Raw genomic sequence first — 17,309 nt, forward strand, 5'->3', positions numbered from 1 at the left:
CCCGCCTCAATGAATATGGTGCTGATAAATTGGGCCAATGCCCACACTCCACAAAATAACGGAGGCAATCAGCACCGTGACCATCATTACCAGAGCCACGGTTAAGACCGCACAGGCGTAGAGAAAAGCTCGCTCTTTATTCATGTTCATCAATATTGGAATACCAGCAAACACGAGGTAGATGGAATACATACCCGCAATTCCCACCGCAGCCATGGTCAACCATGGGTGTGGGAAAAGCACAACGATACTGGCAAGAAATATGGGCGTAGTGATAAAAACAGCGAGTGCGGTACCCTCATAGTGTCTGGTGGGCTCATCCCCTTCAACACCATAAGATCTGGCCATCCAATTAATAAATTCGCCCAAACAATAGACCCCGACCAAGAGAGCGAAATAGGTAACGATGGATAAAACTGCCGCGCTCTCTGGGGTCAGTTTTGCCATATGCCCGCCTATCTCAAATCCCACCCGAGTCACACCGAAATAACCGGCGACCGTAGGTATCAGCGCTAGAAATGGCACATGGGTCAAGAAGACCTGAAAAAATGAGTGGCGATCCGCCCGTATAGCTTTCCACTCTTTCTCTGGGTTGGTCAGAATACCAATAGTGTGACTGAGTAACCGCACGCTTATTCTCCCTTCAATACCCTGCTTTGCAGTATCGGGGGTCGGCGCGAAATTAACCAATTCGAATAAGAAATTAAGCGCCACTTTCACATTAGATTGACTTATATCAAAATCGGTCAGGGCGAGATTTTTTGACTCATGACTTAGTTGAGAAGCGAACTAGAGCTTTCTAACGGCAAGTAGCTTCCAAATATCCTTCTAACTAAGAAGAATAAGCTTAACCACTACTTACCACTTAAATATTATTTGGAATTATGTGTATTCAACGTTAATTGTCACTCACCAACCCTGCATCCAAAACAGATAAGCAAACTGATACTCACTGAAAGTATCTGCAATTCGCATAAGGCAATTTATAAAACTAGCCCTAAACCAATTTAGATTAAGGAATTATTTTGGATAATTGACAAAAAGATATACCAAGAAATTCTCACGCCGACGCCTGAGTCGGATGGGGAGAGTTGACTGCTCTCAATAAGTACTGAGGATATAATGTACTGCGGATATACCTTATAAAATCAAGCGGTCAATCTATACTCATACACTTACGAGAGCAAAGTGTACTTTTTCTCTGTTTATTAGCAAGAAAATTTCCACACAAAGTAATAAGGTATCAGTCGGCACAGCATAAAGCATGTGCCGACTGATCATTCAGAAGTTCTACTAAGCAGTAGCGCTCTTAGGTCCCAGGAAAAACCACAAAATCAAACCAATCACAGGCAAGAACAGGACAAGCAGTATCCAGATCAGCTTTGTCCCCGTACCACTCCCAGATTGTACGATATTTAAAATTGCCCATATATCGGCAACCAGAATCAAAAAACCTAATATGCCACCTACTTGAATATCCATACTTGCTTCCTTCTTTAAAAATCTCTCATTAACTGATCATTGAATGGGAGGCTCACGCTTCGTTATAAGGTGTGCAACCAACGAAACCACAAATAGCAACGCAAATACCACAAAAAGCACCTTAGCTAGATCAAGAGCATCACCGGCAAGGCCAGAAAGGCCGAAAAACCCAGCGACAACTGACAATGCTAAAAAGATGTTTGCCCAAAGGAGCATTGGCGACCTCTATCCTCTTCTAAATCAAACAATGAACTTGTGTGAGTAACGCCTCACTCAAAGCTCGAAAAAAACTGAGCCTTCTTGAGTTTCAACGAGAAGAACCAATAAGTCCCTCCTACCACACTTGATACGTTGCAACCTCCATGCCAGCAAAATACTTATAGTTATCGCTAAATTTCCCACTATTTTTGTAGCAATTACAAATCTGCTCCTACTTATTGGATAATTTTTACAGAAACCCTCAAGCAAAATTGGCTACCAGCAGCGATCTGAGCGCAACACCGCGGCACTACTGCATTTTTTAAGTTGGCACACTCTTTGAATGACTCTTATTGGAAACCTAGAAAATCGATGCTTCACAGAACAATTTTCTACGTACTAATCGCAATACATCTACTGAGAAAGAGGACTTACAAGATGAACAAGTTAATTCTGATTTTTTCGATCATGTTCACCGCTTTTACCCTAACCGCATGTGACATCGATGAGGGTGGCGCAGAGGAATTTGGCGAGTCTGTTGATCAAACAGCAGAGGATATTGGCAACAGTATCGAGGATGCCTGTGAAGATGTGAAAGAAGGCGTAAAAAGCAAAGATACAGATTGCTGATCCAATAACCAGAGTGGCGCTCGCCGGCTGATTTTCTGCCGGCGCCCCCTCAAGTTATTCTGGGCAAATGACTCTTTAGACTAACCCCTCTACTTTATGAACAGTGTTTATACCCAATCTTCTACAAGCGCTTTAAAACAACCACTGAGCATAAATCCACATATTTGAGCGCCCTCCAAAAACAAGCTTTTGGAAATTTCGAGCGCCATGGTTGTGATTTGCAAATTCGTCCCAAATAAGAGATACCCTTTGAGATAACGATTTTTTGTGAAAACTGGTTGCTTGAAGTTCCGCAATCACCGCAAACTAGGTTATCTATTTAATCCCTACTAAGAGGAGGCGGGATCTTGCAACGGGTATTATTGGTAGATGACGACGAAAACTTTACGAGCGCAGTCTCCCCGCTAATTGAAAATATGGGGTTTACAGTAGATGTAGCCGACAACGTGAGTGAAGCTCGCAGCCACCTCGCCCGTAATCGCTATCACACATTACTGCTTGACCTGATGCTTCCAGAAGGCAGCGGATTTGATGTACTGGATTCTCTCGCCCTGGACCGAACACCCGACCAAATCGCGTTTGTCACAGGTCATAGTGCCATCAGATCCATGGTTGACCACCTCGCCGGCCCCAATATGACTTACCTGGTCAAGCCAATCGAGCTCAAACAGTTACAAGAGCTACTACTACGGAAAAAGCCGACAGCGCCTGCCACTTATAAACGACATTTCGGGGTTTTGGTCGGAGAATCCCCAGCCATGCGTTCACTTTACGACATGATCGAAAAAGTTGCGCAAACACAAGCCAACGTGTTGATCCAGGGAGAGAGTGGTACCGGTAAAGAGCTCGTCGCCCAAGCGATTCACAATGCCTCTGCGGCTCAAGGTCCACTCGTAGCAGCCAACTGTGGAGCCATATCTACAGAGCTTATCGGTAGCGAACTGTTTGGTCACGAAAAAGGCGCATTTACGGGTGCAGTAGCACGAAAACCCGGGCTATTTGAACGCGCCAATGACGGCACCCTCTTTCTGGATGAGGTAACTGAGATGCCGATCGATCAGCAGCCGAATCTCCTGAGGGTACTGGAAACGGGCAAGGTAACCAGACTTGGGGGCACCACAGAGCTGGAAGTATCCTGCCGAGTAGTATCCGCCACCAATCGCAGCAATGAAAACATTGCCGATGGCGGCCATCTGCGAGAAGATATCTACTTCCGCCTGGCAGTTTTTCCTCTGCAACTCCCCCCCTTGCGAGATAGAAAAGAAGATATCCCACTACTGGCACAGTCATTTATTGATCAGATGAATGAAGAATACGGGACCAGCTACACCCTCGATAACCATGTTCTAGATACGCTACTCAGTTATGACTGGCCGGGTAATGTACGTGAGTTGCGCCACGCACTGCACCGCGCATTTATTTTATCTGATCGCAATCAAAACACTCTCACACTACCACCGCAACTCGGATCCCCTTTCGGGCGTTCAAACACAACGACAACAGATATAGAAGAAAGCCAGGCCCCTGGCTCTCCCGCCAAGCTAGAGGCGGGAAACACTATTGAAGCAATGGAAAAACAATTAATTGCAAATACTTTGGAAGCAGTTGATGGCAACAAAAAGCAGGCTGCTGAACTACTCGGTATTAGCTTAAAAACCCTGTACAACCGCCTTAATCAGTACAAGCAGGATGGACAATGAGCGAAAACAATATTCATCACAAGCTTCGCAACCTGATGAACAATATTGCCATGAATGCAGAGCTGGCAAAATTGCAGTTAAGCCAGCAAGCCCCTATTGAAAAGATTCTGGCAACCCTTGAAAAGGTTACTGAAGGCTGTAAAGGCTGTGCCGAAGTACTGGACAGCGAGTCGCATAACAATGGATAAAAAACCTTCAAAGTTGCGCTACTTCTGGACGGCCCTTATCGTGGGCCTCTGCTTCTTATTTGTAGCTAATAGCTACCATACTTACCTCAATCTCAATGAACTCGGGGAAAATGCAGCTCGCTCGGGGAAAACCAAAAGCATCTTACAGTTGGCAAGTGATACTTACTTTGCTGTGCATACCGCCGAACTGCGATTAAGAGAGTTCAAGCAAAACGAGAGTTCCTCAAGCCTTGAACAGTATGAGAATGCGGTTGCGCGTGCCTCCAAACTCGTCACTAAGTTACGTAACAAAGAAACCGAAATTCCAGAGCAAGCAATTCGTTTTGAAGAACTTGAGCGGTTGATAAACCGCCACTACAGCGCTATTGGTGCTGGGGTTACCCAGCTTACTCCTGGCAGAAGCACTGTTGAAAACTCCAATTCTCAAGCCAATCAAGAGGCATTCGAGCTAAACACCGCCCAGGATACACGTGAAGCCAGAAGCTTGGCCCAGACAATGGAAGCCAGCCACGATAGCCTGGAGATGCTTTCTGAACTCATCGCCACTATTGAAGAGGAAGAGTTTAAACATATCCAGTCGCTCATGGATGATTCCGCGCTGCGACGCCAGGAAGTTACCCGCGCGGTCCTATTCGCAAATTGCCTGGGAATCGGTTTGATTCTGGTGATTGCCATGCTTACCAGCCGATCCATGCGACAGCAAAGTGAATATGCAAAGCAACTCGAACAACGGGTGGCCGAACGAACCCAGGAACTGGAGTTGTATTCACAGGAGTTAACCCGCAGTAACCGTGAGCTGCAAAATTTTGCCTTTGTAGCCTCTCACGACCTACAGGAACCTTTGCGCAAGATACGTGCGTTTGGCGACCGACTCACTGATCGATACAGCGAAAAACTCGGCGATGGGAAGGATTATGTCATGCGTATGCAAAGTGCAGCAAAGCGTATGTCTAAATTAATTGAGGATCTCCTCGCCTTCTCACGCACCTCCACAAGGACAACCCCCTTTGAAGCCGTCGACCTCAATCTGGTCGTCGAAGAGGTGCTCGATGATCTACAAATTAAACGGGAGGAGACTAACGCACAAATTGAGGTTCAACCTCTACCAGTGATCCAAGCTGACCCGATGCAGATGGCACAACTATTTCTTAATTTGATCGGGAATGCGCTTAAATTTATAAAACCTGATAACACACCGATCATTCGGATTGAATGCGAAAAAGCAGAAATTCCTCACGTAGACTGTACCGTACCGGGTTACCGCATTACTGTGAGTGACAATGGTATTGGCTTTGACGAACAATATATTGAAAAAGTTTTTGCAGCGTTTCAACGATTACATGGACGTAACGAATACGAAGGAACAGGCATTGGCCTTGCAATTTGCAGGAGAATAATGGAACGTCACTGCGGAGAAATTGACGCAAGTAGTACACCCGGAGTAGGAACAACTTTCGAATTATTGATACCGGAAACGCCCCCTGTACAAGTAGAATATAATGATTCTGAACCACGCTTACTCGACACGAGTTCACAGCCGTATCAGAGCATTAAACTTTGAGAGAATGATTTATGCAGGCAGCCAAATCCATCAACATTGTCCTCGCGGATGATGACAAGGACGATCAGTTACTCACCCGTGAGGCGCTCGAAGAAAGCCTCGTTCAAAGCGAACTCTCTATCGTAAATGACGGCGTCGAGCTACTGTCATTTCTGAAACGAGAGGGCGAATACGAACACCTTTCCAGTGAATCTCTGCCGGATCTTATTCTGCTTGATTTAAATATGCCTCGAATGGATGGTCGCCAAGCGCTTGCAGCCATAAAAGCGGACCCGGATTTTCGGCGTATCCCTGTGGTGATTCTCACAACCTCTAAAGCCGAAGAAGATATGTTCAAATCTTATGATCTTGGCGCAGCCTCCTATTTATCAAAGCCGGTCACCTTTGAGGGGTTAGTAGAATTGATGCGATCCTTGGGGCGCTACTGGGTTGAGTTCGTCGAGTTTCCTGGGAAGCAACGGAGTTATCAATAACGTCCTTTCCCACAGGGAAATCGGAAAATCTATAAGTAAGGCAGATTATTGAGATGAGTGTCACCAGGTTACTGCTGGTAGAAGATGACGAAGACGATTTTATTATTGCACGGGATCTTCTTCTGGATATCAATCCCGATGGCTACCAAATTGTGTGGGCCCGCTCTGCAGAAGAGGCCCGCAAAAATTTTGGTTCCAGTAACTTCGATGTATGCTTGCTCGACTACTCCCTGGGGGCATTTACCGGCCTGCAGATCCTGGGGGAGGCCCAGCGACAGGGATTCGACGCCCCAATTATTATGCTCACCGGCCATGACGATAGCGCCCTTGATGCAGAAGCGCTATCAGCCGGTGCGGTCGACTATCTGGTAAAGTCCCAGCTCACCCCGGCCCGATTGAGCCGGGCTATCCGCTATGCTGTAGCACGCCGGGATATGGAACGGGAGCGCTTAGAGCGATTAAAAGCGGAGGCCGAGAATAAATCCAAAAGTGAATTCCTGGCCCATCTGAGCCACGAATTGCGAACACCCCTAACCTCAATCCTGGGCTATACCGACCTTCTGCTACAGAATCATCCTGAGCAGCCACAGCTAGATCATCTGAGTATTATCAAGCGCAATGGTTACCATCTGCTGAGCTTATTGAACGATGTGCTCGATTTGTCAAAAATAGAAGCTGGCCGACTGGAAGTACAATTTAGCGAGTTGGCGTTGCCCAGCTTTCTCACAGAACTCTATCAATTAATCGCCATCAAAGCGGAAGATAAAGGCATTCACTTCCGTATAGAAGCCCTCACCGAACTCCCTTCACAAATCATTACCGATGCAACACGACTGAGACAAATTCTGTTAAATTTCCTGAGTAATGCCGTAAAATTCACAGATGAAGGAGAGGTACGCCTCGATATTTTCGCAACCCGATTAGAGGAAAGTTGCCGTTTAAGCTTTCGCGTAATCGATACGGGGATCGGTATATCTCCAAGCGAGCAGAAAAAACTTTTCACTCCATTTGTCCAGGCCAAAGGTGATAGTTATCGTTCAGAACTGGGTTCAGGCCTGGGGCTTGCTATCAGTCAACAGTTAGCCCACCTACTGGGAGGTGAAATAACCTTGCAAAGTGAGATTGGGGCCGGCAGCTGTTTCACCCTCACACTAGAGTGCAAACACCCCACAGAATATCACTACCAAACCTGGGATCTTCAACAGCCAACAGCATCCATTCACTTTGAGTCACCCAGTTTATCCGGCCAGGTTTTGGTCGTCGATGACCTTAGAGAAATTCGCGAATTGGTCGCCCACTTATTGGAAGGCGCCGGCTGCAACGTTCAACAGGCAGCGAATGGCCGTGAAGCAATAAACCTTTTACAGATGGCTCGCGATAATAACAAGCCATTCGATTTGGTCGTGATGGATGTTCAGATGCCAGTGATGGATGGCCTCACCGCCACCCAAGAGTTACGAGAACTGGGATTTGAAATACCCGTTATTGCGCTCACCGCACAAACAATGCTTGGCGAACGCCAGCGCTGTCTGGATGCAGGTTGTAGTGAACACCTGGGTAAACCTGTACAGCCAGACCAATTATTTGACCTTCTTGCGAAGCACCTCCCGGATTCGACAGTCGACAAAAAGCTGATTCTTATTGAAGACGATGAGGATGCACGCAGTGCAACCCAGCAACTGCTCTCGGCATTGGGCTGGGAAGCGAAAGCTTGTGGTGATGGAGAATCTGCGCTGCAGCTCTTTGAGACTTACCAGCCAAGTCTCATTTTAATGGACATAAACCTCCCAGATATGGATGGTTTCACACTGGCCAAAAAAATACGTGACATGGCCTACACCGGTAGGCTCTTGGCCGCTACGGGTGAAAGCCCGAGTTCAGACAAACTCGCCGAATCTGGGTTTGACGGTGTCCTCAGCAAACCCTATGACCTCAATAAGCTCGCCCAACTATAATGGCCAACACTTTTTGCGATCCTTTTCCCATTTGTTCTTTTAGCGGAACCGGAAACAGATTTTCGTGAAAAATTTTTAAGCATGCCAAAATTGGGGCGGCCATAAGCGCCCCTCCAACACCCCAAATCCAAGTCCAGAAGACCACGGCCATAAAGACGGAGATTGGGGAGAGTTTCAATCTTTGCCCAACAATTGAGGGGGTAATCAAATGCCCTTCAAAAGTCGTAATCACCATAAAGGCCGCTGGCGCCAGGAGCCCTGCCCATAGCGTTTCATAGGACACCAGCCCAACGATTGTTAACAGGCAAACCGTTATTAGAGGACCGACATAGGGAGCAAAATTCAAAAGCCCTGCCAGACAACCCCATAGCAGGGGGTTTGGAAAATTCAATACCCACAATACGAATGATGTAATAATCGCCTGCGCTAGATTGACTAACGCGATCGTATTTAAATAGGTTGATATTTGCCGTCTAATCTGAGTGGCAATACTCATCAAATGCCGGCGACCTTGAAAGTCACGACCAAACTGACCAATATGCCGGGCAATACTGCCACGACTGGAAAGCAGAAAAAAAGTTAGGACAATAATGATCAATGCTTGACTGGACAGGGTTGGAATATCGTCGGTAACAACACTTTTCAGCCAGCTTTCTTTTTCAACCGATACTGTTACATGGCTTTGATCTTCCGACTTACCCAGCTTTGCCACTTCATCCCCCGCTTTACGCAAATCCAGCAAGGGTTTTTGTACGATATTGAGTTTTTCGCGAACTTCAGCTGTTTTTTGTGGCCACCGCTCTATCCAATCACTGGCTGGTTCAGCCAATAGACGCCCCGCAAGAAATATCATAAACACAGCAATAAGAACCAAAATACCTGCAGAGATAGGGTTAGGTATCCCTTTTTGCGATGTCCAACGGACAATAGGGGACAGCAGAAGAGAACTCATCCACGCTAAGGTGAATGGCAAAAGGACTGTTCGCCCCAGGTAAAGGGCTGCTATGATCGCCAGAGCAGTTAATATAACGATGCAGGTGGTAAGAACTTTGAACTGTCGACCGCCTCCAGTTTCAGCGCAAATATTGGGAGATCCTATAGATTCTCGATTAATACTATCTTGTTCATTCACTCAGATATCCATCCTCGTTGAACCACCTATATACAGGTCCCCAACATATAATCTCTCATCAAGGTCTACTGATCTTCCCTCAAAACTGTCACCCTATATAAACTTCTTATGACTTGTTTCTTCAAGAAGCAGCTGACTTGTCTTCGTTAAACTCATCCCAAAGCTGAAAACCATAATCCACCAGGATGCTGTAACTCAATCCAGAAAATAGGGCTTTCAACCTTTCCTTTCCCAGGCCAGTAAATGTCCGCTCTGAAGCGAATCCTGCTGTACAGATTGCTGCTAAGCTAATCGGCTTCACCACAATTTTTTCTGAACAAGCTTTTAACCCAAGCAAAGCTTTCTTAGAGCTAATCAAGCCATGTTTCTCAGTTAGCATCGCTGCCTGAACAGCTGCTTTTTCATTTTTCAACAGAAGGTCCAGCATCAGAAACCTCGCTTTCAAAAACATTTAGATCAATAGATATCAGCCGCAATAAACGTCTGCTTTGGCGCCACAACATCACTATTGCCAGTAATTGCATACCAAGAATCACCGGTAAGCCCCAGGCCCAATGGCCCAGTAATTGCCATATGGCATAGGCTGCACTGAGAGAAAGGGCAAACCAGCTGAGTGCAATGACTGAACCGAGACTGACAAGGGTCACCAAGGAAAGGGAAACGGCTACTAGGCTCAGTCTCCACTGGGCTCCAATTAATGCCAAACGCCCTCTGAGTACTTGTTCCAATGCTGACAACAGCGTCTGAGCCGTTACGCTCAGACGCTGCCAGTCCGACACCTCAACAGAGTCCTCTACTCCAGAGCTGCATTGCTGTTTGTTTTCAAAGCCCGTCATAATTTAACGACGACGAATCAGTGCGCTAACGATCGCGCCAGTAGCAAACGCTATACCTGCGGCCGCCCACGGATTTTTCTTCGCAAACCCCTCTACATCTGAACGTGCCTGACCTGCCGTCTGCTTGAGCTGATCCCGTTTTTGCGCGAGGGAGTCAGAGGAGCTTGCTGCGGTTTCCCGAATTCTTTCCTCGGCTGCCGCCGCTCTATCAGAGAGGCTGTCCACAGCTGAGTGAGCTCGCTCTCTGGCCATTTCAGACAAAAGAGCTTCATCCCGGGCAACATCTTTACCATTCACACTTTTATTCGCACTTTTTGAATTAGCTGCTGTAGCCATGTGTATCACCTATTTTGCTAAGTTCACTCAGGATACTGCAGGTAGTATGCCAACTCCCTCTTTGTCATCCAAAGCCCTCTACAGGCTCTCTATAACCACTGTAGAGGCGCATCATTTAACAAAATCAAATTTCAGCTTAGAAATTTTTCATTTTTTACAAACAAAAAATGAAAACTTTGAAAATCTTACACAGATGAGTCATTGACCATTAGCATTCAATTTACTTGCTAGCCTCAAGCATTAATTTTCCAGATCGCTCCTCAAAAAATAAAATTGCTTAAAGCCCAATAACCACGCGGATTTCAAAGCATTCAAAAACAAACCTCTCCCATCTCAGAAAAAGTTGGCACACCGGTTGCAACCATCTCATCAAGCTTCACAGCTTAGAACCAAAAAATACTTTTTCCGGTTTAGCCCCACAGGGAACACACCGACAAGTAGTGCAAATATTTTCATCTGAGGATTACTGTTATGAACTATGGAAAACTATTAGCTGCAATCACATTGACTACTGGACTTGCCGGACAAGCCGTTGCACAAGAAAGCTTTGACCGTAGCAAGTCAGAATTCTATGTAGGTGGTGGTTACGGCCAGTATTCCATTAAATGGGATGACGAAGAAACCGATTTTGATGAAGATGCTGAAGTAGTCAAAATTTATGGCGGGATGAAAATCAATGAATATCTCGGTGCTGAAATTGGTTACCTAAATTTTGATGAAGCGAATGATTTTGATAATAACGCAGAGATTGATGGCTTCACTTTTGCCGGGATTTTATCCGCACCTCTTCACGAGCGAGTATCCGTGTATCTAAAAGGGGGTTGGTTTACCTGGGAAGCTGAAGTGAAATCCGACCTACCCGTTATCGGCCGGGTTTCTAAAGACTTGGACGGGGGCGATTGGTTCTACGGAGCTGGGGTAAAAGTAGGAGTAATGGAAAATCTTGATCTGCGCCTAGAGTATGAACGCTTTGATCTGGATGATGATATTGAACCCAAAATTGATATTGCATCCGCCTCATTGCAGTTCGCCTTTTAATATCGGAAAACCATTTCATCTTGGTGGGGGTACATGGATGTACCTCCACCCGTGAAAACCTAATCCATCACAGAAGGAGAAAGACATGAAGTCACCAAAACTATTCGGTAGCCTGATATTAGTCGCAGCAATTTCTGGCTGTGCCACAGGAACCATGCCCAGCAACGAGATTGCAGAAGCGAAAGTTTATATCTCCACTGCTGAATCGGATAAAAGTGAAAAATTTGCTGCTCAACACCTTGCGACGGCGAAAGAACATCTGGGAAATGCGCAGAGTGCAGCCGACAAACATCAATTTGATCAGGCCCGCATGTTCGCAGAGAAGGCTACTGCAGATGCCAGGCTAGCCAGCGCCCAGGCGCGCTCTGAGACCACTAAGCTGAAGCTCCGTGAGCTAAATGCCACGCTCTTGCAGCTTAAACGTGAAATTGATCAGGGATCTTGATCTAAGCCATACATGCAAATATCACTGCTATTTGCCATTCAACAGATAGGATTTGACCATGAATAAGTCGTTAATCTCTCTTGGCCTCGCCACTGTAGTAGTAAGCGGCTGTGCCAGCACAGATATTCCAAAACCACTAGCCGAAGTTGAACATCAATACCAGGTCATGAGTAGTAATGATATGGCCAATCGTCATGCGGCAGCACCACTTAGGGCTGCGGGTAAGAGTGTAAGTGAGGCCAAGTCAGCATGGAAAGAAGGCGATGAAACCAGCATGACGCATCAGGTCTACCTAGCCGAAAGAATGCTAGGCGCAGTAAAGCATGAAATTGATATTGCCAATATGGAATCTCAATTCAAGAACGCAGACATGATACGTGCCAGCCTGGTGCTGCAGAGTAAAAACTCTGAACTCGCTCAAAAAAACCAGGAATTAAATGAGCTTAAAAAAGAGCTCGAAAAAATGGGCAGCAAGCAAAACTCTAAAGACAATGTTCTCACCCTTGGCGATGTACTCTTTGCCTTTGATGACCACAAATTACAGCCGGGCGCCAAACCCACAGTGAGAAAAGTGGCTGACTTTTTAACCACACATGACAACACCAGAGTTGTTATTGAGGGCTATACCGACTCTCTTGGCAGTGAAGAATATAACGTCGGCTTATCTATTAAGCGTGCACAGTCAATCCAAAAAGCTCTTGTCAATGCTGGCATTACCAGCGAACGTATTACCGTAAAGGGCTATGGTGAATCCAATCCAGTGGCCAGTAACAAATCTGCTGCCGGACGGCAACACAACCGTCGTGTAGAAGTCGTACTACTAAGCGAGAATGAGACTTATGAATCCCCAACAGTTGCCCGCGTGAACTAATCCTCTCCGCTACCATCCCCAAGGTAGCTTCGAAGGCCCCATCCTTCGACCCTTTTGCCACGGACCGCCAATATCCGTGGCTTTTTTATTCCCCCCCACAAACACATAAACATTCGTTATATTTTTCATATTTAATTTTGGGTCAGTCAGAAAGTCCTGATTTCATGGGGACCAGACTAGAAAACACTGAATTGGTAAGTTTTCTGAAATAAAGAGAGAAATTTGGGAAAAATGGGCTAAGAAAACTGAAAGAATGCTAGAAGGGTTGAGTAAAAAATAACAGCCAAGAGAGAAATAACCCAAGAGTAAACATGTTACTCAAGCAGATAATTCCCCCCATACTTGTAATTTCTTAAGCCTTCCTCGAAGTAAATCAGAGGTAATCAAAAAAGGAGGCAAAATGCCTCCTTTTTTTAGTGAATTTATTTCACTACCCGCAAAGCGGGTTTTTTTACCGACTTTTTACCCAGGCTGGTAGGCGGTGTCGGCTCTGGAGGCTCTGGAGTCTCCTCAGGCTCGAATACCATACCCTGCCCGTTTTCACGGGCATAGATACCGATAACCGCCCCTACGGGAACCTGTATATCGGTGGGTACGCCACCAAAGCGCGCATTGAACCTGATGGCATAGTTATCCATGGTCAGGCCAACCACAGCACTCTCCGAGACATTCAGCACTATCTGTCCGTCATCATTAACATGCTGCTGGGGCACTAAGACACCAGACAGGTGGGTATCCACCAAAATATAGGGAGTGCACCGGTTATCGGTTATCCACTCATAGAATGCCCGTAAAATATAGGGGCGATTGGATGTCATAGCCGGCTTACTCACAGAAGTGTCCTCAACGCATTTCCCGTTCGTACTCGGTCAGGCTCTGCTGGAAAGCCTCGCGAGCGAACAGGCGATCCATATAATCCAGCAGTGGTTTAACCTGCTTGGTTTTGGGTAGGCTGATTTCAAATTGCTCAAGGCGCCACAACAGCGGTGCCATGCAGCAATCTACCAGGGAGAACTCTTCGTTAAAGAAGTACGGCAGATCGGTAAACATTGGCGCAATGCCCACGAAACTATCGCGCAGCTCTTTACGGGCGGAAGCTGCATCCTTGCCACCAGCCAGGATTTTATCCACTAGCGGGCACCAATCGCGCTCGATACGGTGCATAATCTGACGGCTTTGGGCACGAGCAACCGGATAAACCGGCAGCAGTGGCGGATGCGGGAATCGCTCGTCCAGGTACTCCATCATCACCTTGGTTTCGAACAATACTAATTCGCGATCCACCAAAGTCGGTAACGAATTGTAGGGGTTGAGGTCTGCGAGCTCGGCTGGTTTATCGTCGGGATCAACATCAATGATATCGACGGAAACTCCCTTTTCTGCAAGCACAATGCGCACACGGTGGCTGTAGTGGCTGCGACCATCGGAAAAGAAGGTCATTGAGGAGCGCTTGTTGGTAGGCACACCCATGTTCAATCTACCTCAAACTAGTCGGTCGGCGGGGCCAACCTTTTATTCAAAATATAAAAGGGCGGCAGAGTAACTCCACCACCCATTAGAGAGAAATCTGTAAACCTTAGTGGTGTACGTCTTTCCAGTACTCTCGATTTAGCAGCCAGGCGAAGATAAAGAATACAAAAATAAACGCCAGCACATAGAAACCAATGTGTTTGCGCTTTTCTGCAACAGGTTCAGCCATGTACTCCATAAAGTTAACCAGATCATACATCGCCTGATCGAATTCTTCCGGGTTCATGGAGCCTTTAACTTTACCCACCTTCAAGCTGCCACAATCCGCATCCATAATAGGGTTACCCAGATCATCGCGCACGATCTTGCCATGCTCGCGTTTAGGACCGGGGGCGCACTCCTGCAAACCTTGCAGCTCCATCAAAACATGGGGCATGGCGACACTGGGGAATACCAGGTTGTTCACTCCGGTAGCCCGGTTGTCATCCTTGTAGAAACTGCGGAGATAAGTGTAGAGCCATTCCGGAGAGCGAGCGCGGGCCACCAGCGTCAGGTCTGGCGGCGTGGCACCGAACCATACCTTGGAGTTATCCGGACGCATGGCAATTTCCATCAGGTTACCGATCTTATCATTGCCCAGCACCAGGTTCTGCATCATCAACTCTTTGGGAATGTCCAGATCAGTGGCAACGCGTTCCCAACGGGAAAAGTTGGCGCTGTGACAGCCCATACAATAGTTGACGAAGTACTTGGCTCCGCTCTGCAGGGACGGTTTGTCCTGCAGGTCGATGTTGATGTGGTCCAGCTCAACACTGGACTCAGCACCTACCGCTTTGATCGGGATAAAGGTCAACAGACCCACAACCACGATACCGATAAACAAGATACCAAAGGTCTTGCCGCCAGACGGACTGGTAACACGCTCGGGTTCTGGATACACCTCATCACGGCTGGAAATCCAGGGCAGTGCTGCAAAGAAAGCCGCCAGCAGAAGAGTAACCACGCCCACGAAGGTGTTTATAAAGCCAACTTTTTCCTCTGAATCTTCACCGCCAAAGTTAAAGTTTTCAAAGGCCATCCACAGGAACAGCACTCCAAACACAATACTTACGATCCAGGAGCCCATACCTTTGCGCGCCTTTGGATTGGTCCAAATGGGCATGGTCAGGAAGAAGGCGAAGTAGAATAAGGTACATACCTGAGCCAGGAAGTTACGTCCCGGTGTCGGGGATTGAACTCCCAAATAGCCGAGGATGATAAATACCGCGGCGAACACCAGCAGCAACGCCTTGGGCAACCAACCTTTGTAGCGGATGGAGCGCACAGGGCTCTTATCCAGCCAGGGCAGTACAAACAGAACCGCAATAGCCGCACCCATTGCAACGGTTCCCAGGAATTTAGCCGGCAGTGGGCCAATATCCATGGTTACTGCGCGCAGTACGGCGTAGAAGGGTGTGAAATACCAGACCGGTGCAATATGCGGCGGCGTCTTCAGCGGGTTCGCCTCTTCGAAGTTAGCGTGCTCCAGGAAGAAGCCGCCCATCTCTGGGAAGAAGAACACCACGGTGGCGAAGATAAACAGGAATACTGCGATACCTACCAGGTCGTGTACAGAGTAGTAGGGATGGAAAGGCACGCCGTCTTTGGGGATACCATTCTCGTCCTTATTTTTCTTGATCTCGATTCCGTCTGGGTTATTGGAGCCCACTTCATGCAGCGCAAGAATGTGCAGTACGACCAATAGTACCAGTACCAGAGGCAGGGCAATGACGTGCAGAGAGAAGAAGCGAGTCAGGGTAATACCGGAAATCAGGTAATCACCGCGAATCCACTCAACCAGCGTCTCACCGATGCCGGGAATGGCGCCAAACAGGGAAACAATCACCTGGGCTCCCCAGTAGGACATCTGTCCCCATGGCAGTACATAGCCCATAAAGGCTTCCGCCATCAGCACCAGGTAGATACACATACCGAAGATCCACACCAGCTCACGCGGCGGCTTATAGGAGCCGTATAGTAAGCCGCGGAACATATGCAGATAGACCACTACGAAGAAGGCAGAGGCACCTGTCGAGTGGAGATATCGAATCAGCCAGCCCCACTCCACATCGCGCATGATGTATTCAACAGAGGCAAAAGCGCCCTCAGCGGAGGGGGTGAAACTCATTACCAGCCAAATACCAGTCAACAGCTGGTTGACGAGTACGAGCAGGGAGAATACGCCGAAAAAATACCAGAGGTTAAAGTTTTTGGGCGCATAGTATTTGCCCATGTGCTTATCCCAGGCCTGGTAGATCGGCAGACGCTGATCTACCCAGTCACCGAAATCTGCTAGCCATTTCATGCAGCGCCCTCCTGGTCTACACCAATCACGATTACGTCGTCGCTCTCATAGGAATAAGGCGGAACCTCCAGGTTGGTAGGCGCCGGAACGCCGGCATATACCCGGCCAGCCATATCGTATTTGGAACCGTGACAGGGACAGAAGAAACCACCCATCCATTTGCTGCCACCCAAATCGGCAGCGCCAACTTCAGGGCGGTACATAGGCGCACAACCCAGATGGGTACATAAACCAACCAGAACCAACAGTTTTGGCTTAATAGAACGATTTTCCGGGTTTACATAAGCCGGTTGAACGGACTCCTCGGAATTGGGATCCCGCAACAGCGGCTCCACTTTTTCCAAGTCGCGCAGAATCTCGTCGGTACGACGGACCACGTATACCGGCTTACCCCGCCACTCAACAGTGACCATCTGGCCCGGCTCAAGTTTGCTAATGTTGTACTTAACCGGAGCGCCCGCAGCTTTCGCCTTGGCACTCGGATTCCAGGAAGCGACGAAGGGCACGGCCACCCCAACCGCACCCGCACCACCAACTACAGAGGTAGCTGCGGTTAAGAAACGGCGCCGTCCTACATTTACACCGTCATCACTCATGACGTAGTTCTCCCATCACAGCGATCCCGGACAGACCGGAATTGCGCTGGCCCA

At 47.6% G+C, this 17,309-nt stretch carries 20 protein-coding genes; 9 read left to right on the forward strand and 11 right to left on the reverse strand.

Annotated elements, in window-relative coordinates:
- Positions 1-6: 6 nt before the first annotated feature.
- The 3 genes from LC073_RS07360 to LC073_RS07370 form a co-directional block, all read right to left on the reverse strand.
- Positions 7-630: a Yip1 family protein gene (locus LC073_RS07360; protein ID WP_226645594.1), complete on the reverse strand. Its 624-nt coding sequence runs from the start codon at positions 628-630 to the stop codon at positions 7-9.
- 663 nt (positions 631-1,293) lie between these two features.
- The gene (locus tag LC073_RS07365) at positions 1,294-1,482 is read right to left on the reverse strand and encodes a PLDc N-terminal domain-containing protein (RefSeq protein ID WP_152454533.1); all 189 of its coding nucleotides are present in this window, start codon (positions 1,480-1,482) and stop codon (positions 1,294-1,296) included.
- A gap of 36 nt (positions 1,483-1,518) precedes the next feature.
- Positions 1,519-1,698, reverse strand: a complete 180-nt coding sequence (locus tag LC073_RS07370) for a DUF1328 family protein (protein WP_226645596.1) — start codon at positions 1,696-1,698, stop codon at positions 1,519-1,521.
- A 420-nt stretch (positions 1,699-2,118) separates the two neighbouring features.
- Between LC073_RS07370 and LC073_RS07375 the strand changes: the two genes are divergently transcribed.
- The 6 genes from LC073_RS07375 to LC073_RS07400 all read left to right on the forward strand — a co-directional run bounded on the left by LC073_RS07375 (position 2,119) and on the right by LC073_RS07400 (position 8,187).
- Positions 2,119-2,310: a hypothetical protein gene (locus LC073_RS07375; RefSeq protein ID WP_226645599.1), complete on the forward strand. Its 192-nt coding sequence runs from the start codon at positions 2,119-2,121 to the stop codon at positions 2,308-2,310.
- A gap of 347 nt (positions 2,311-2,657) precedes the next feature.
- On the forward strand, positions 2,658-4,010 hold the full coding sequence (locus LC073_RS07380; RefSeq protein WP_226645602.1) for a sigma-54-dependent transcriptional regulator: 1,353 nt from the start codon (positions 2,658-2,660) through the stop codon (positions 4,008-4,010).
- Entirely contained in the window at positions 4,007-4,198 is a 192-nt protein-coding gene (locus LC073_RS07385; protein ID WP_226645605.1) for a hypothetical protein, read from the forward strand. The genes LC073_RS07380 and LC073_RS07385 overlap by 4 nt, the downstream gene beginning before the upstream one ends.
- Entirely contained in the window at positions 4,191-5,759 is a 1,569-nt protein-coding gene (locus LC073_RS07390) for a sensor histidine kinase (protein WP_226645608.1), read from the forward strand. Before LC073_RS07385 ends, LC073_RS07390 begins: the two co-directional genes overlap by 8 nt.
- Before the next feature lie 11 nt (positions 5,760-5,770).
- Positions 5,771-6,232 carry a response regulator gene (locus LC073_RS07395; RefSeq protein WP_226645611.1) on the forward strand — a complete coding sequence of 154 codons (462 nt, stop codon included), beginning with the start codon at positions 5,771-5,773 and terminating at the stop codon, positions 6,230-6,232.
- A gap of 53 nt (positions 6,233-6,285) precedes the next feature.
- Complete coding sequence (locus LC073_RS07400) at positions 6,286-8,187, forward strand: hybrid sensor histidine kinase/response regulator (protein ID WP_226645615.1); 1,902 nt, start codon at positions 6,286-6,288, stop codon at positions 8,185-8,187.
- Here LC073_RS07400 and LC073_RS07405 read toward each other — a convergent pair.
- From LC073_RS07405 to LC073_RS07420, 4 genes are all read right to left on the reverse strand, one after another.
- On the reverse strand, positions 8,165-9,319 hold the full coding sequence (locus LC073_RS07405) for an AI-2E family transporter (RefSeq protein WP_226645617.1): 1,155 nt from the start codon (positions 9,317-9,319) through the stop codon (positions 8,165-8,167). The genes LC073_RS07400 and LC073_RS07405 overlap by 23 nt on opposite strands.
- Before the next feature lie 121 nt (positions 9,320-9,440).
- Positions 9,441-9,731 (reverse strand): hypothetical protein, encoded by a 291-nt coding sequence (locus LC073_RS07410; RefSeq protein WP_226645620.1) that lies wholly within the window; start codon positions 9,729-9,731, stop codon positions 9,441-9,443.
- Positions 9,721-10,155: a hypothetical protein gene (locus LC073_RS07415; RefSeq protein WP_226645623.1), complete on the reverse strand. Its 435-nt coding sequence runs from the start codon at positions 10,153-10,155 to the stop codon at positions 9,721-9,723. The genes LC073_RS07410 and LC073_RS07415 overlap by 11 nt, the downstream gene beginning before the upstream one ends.
- A 3-nt stretch (positions 10,156-10,158) precedes the next feature.
- Positions 10,159-10,491, reverse strand: a complete 333-nt coding sequence (locus LC073_RS07420) for a DUF883 family protein (RefSeq protein WP_226645626.1) — start codon at positions 10,489-10,491, stop codon at positions 10,159-10,161.
- Between the two features lie 471 nt (positions 10,492-10,962).
- On the opposite strand from LC073_RS07420, the gene LC073_RS07425 reads away from it, so the two are divergent.
- From LC073_RS07425 to LC073_RS07435, 3 genes are all read left to right on the forward strand, one after another.
- Positions 10,963-11,529 carry a porin family protein gene (locus LC073_RS07425; protein WP_226645629.1) on the forward strand — a complete coding sequence of 189 codons (567 nt, stop codon included), beginning with the start codon at positions 10,963-10,965 and terminating at the stop codon, positions 11,527-11,529.
- An 85-nt stretch (positions 11,530-11,614) separates the two neighbouring features.
- Positions 11,615-11,974, forward strand: a complete 360-nt coding sequence (locus tag LC073_RS07430; RefSeq protein ID WP_226645633.1) for a DUF4398 domain-containing protein — start codon at positions 11,615-11,617, stop codon at positions 11,972-11,974.
- Positions 11,975-12,032: 58 nt separating this feature from the next.
- A complete protein-coding gene (locus LC073_RS07435; protein ID WP_226645636.1) occupies positions 12,033-12,845 on the forward strand; it encodes an OmpA family protein in 813 nt (270 codons plus the stop codon).
- Positions 12,846-13,267: 422 nt separating this feature from the next.
- Here LC073_RS07435 and LC073_RS07440 read toward each other — a convergent pair whose 3' ends face one another.
- The 4 genes from LC073_RS07440 to petA form a co-directional block, all read right to left on the reverse strand.
- Positions 13,268-13,663: a ClpXP protease specificity-enhancing factor gene (locus LC073_RS07440; protein ID WP_152456408.1), complete on the reverse strand. Its 396-nt coding sequence runs from the start codon at positions 13,661-13,663 to the stop codon at positions 13,268-13,270.
- A gap of 25 nt (positions 13,664-13,688) precedes the next feature.
- Positions 13,689-14,315, reverse strand: coding sequence for a glutathione S-transferase N-terminal domain-containing protein (locus LC073_RS07445; protein WP_226645638.1), 627 nt, complete (start codon positions 14,313-14,315; stop codon positions 13,689-13,691).
- 106 nt (positions 14,316-14,421) lie between these two features.
- The gene (locus LC073_RS07450; RefSeq protein ID WP_226645641.1) at positions 14,422-16,659 is read right to left on the reverse strand and encodes a ubiquinol-cytochrome c reductase; all 2,238 of its coding nucleotides are present in this window, start codon (positions 16,657-16,659) and stop codon (positions 14,422-14,424) included.
- Entirely contained in the window at positions 16,656-17,255 is a 600-nt protein-coding gene (petA, locus tag LC073_RS07455) for a ubiquinol-cytochrome c reductase iron-sulfur subunit (protein WP_226645644.1), read from the reverse strand. The genes LC073_RS07450 and petA overlap by 4 nt, the downstream gene beginning before the upstream one ends.
- Positions 17,256-17,309 lie beyond the last annotated feature (54 nt).

The sequence above is a fragment of the Microbulbifer variabilis genome (assembly GCF_020524905.1).
Lineage (GTDB): Bacteria > Pseudomonadota > Gammaproteobacteria > Pseudomonadales > Cellvibrionaceae > Microbulbifer > Microbulbifer variabilis_A.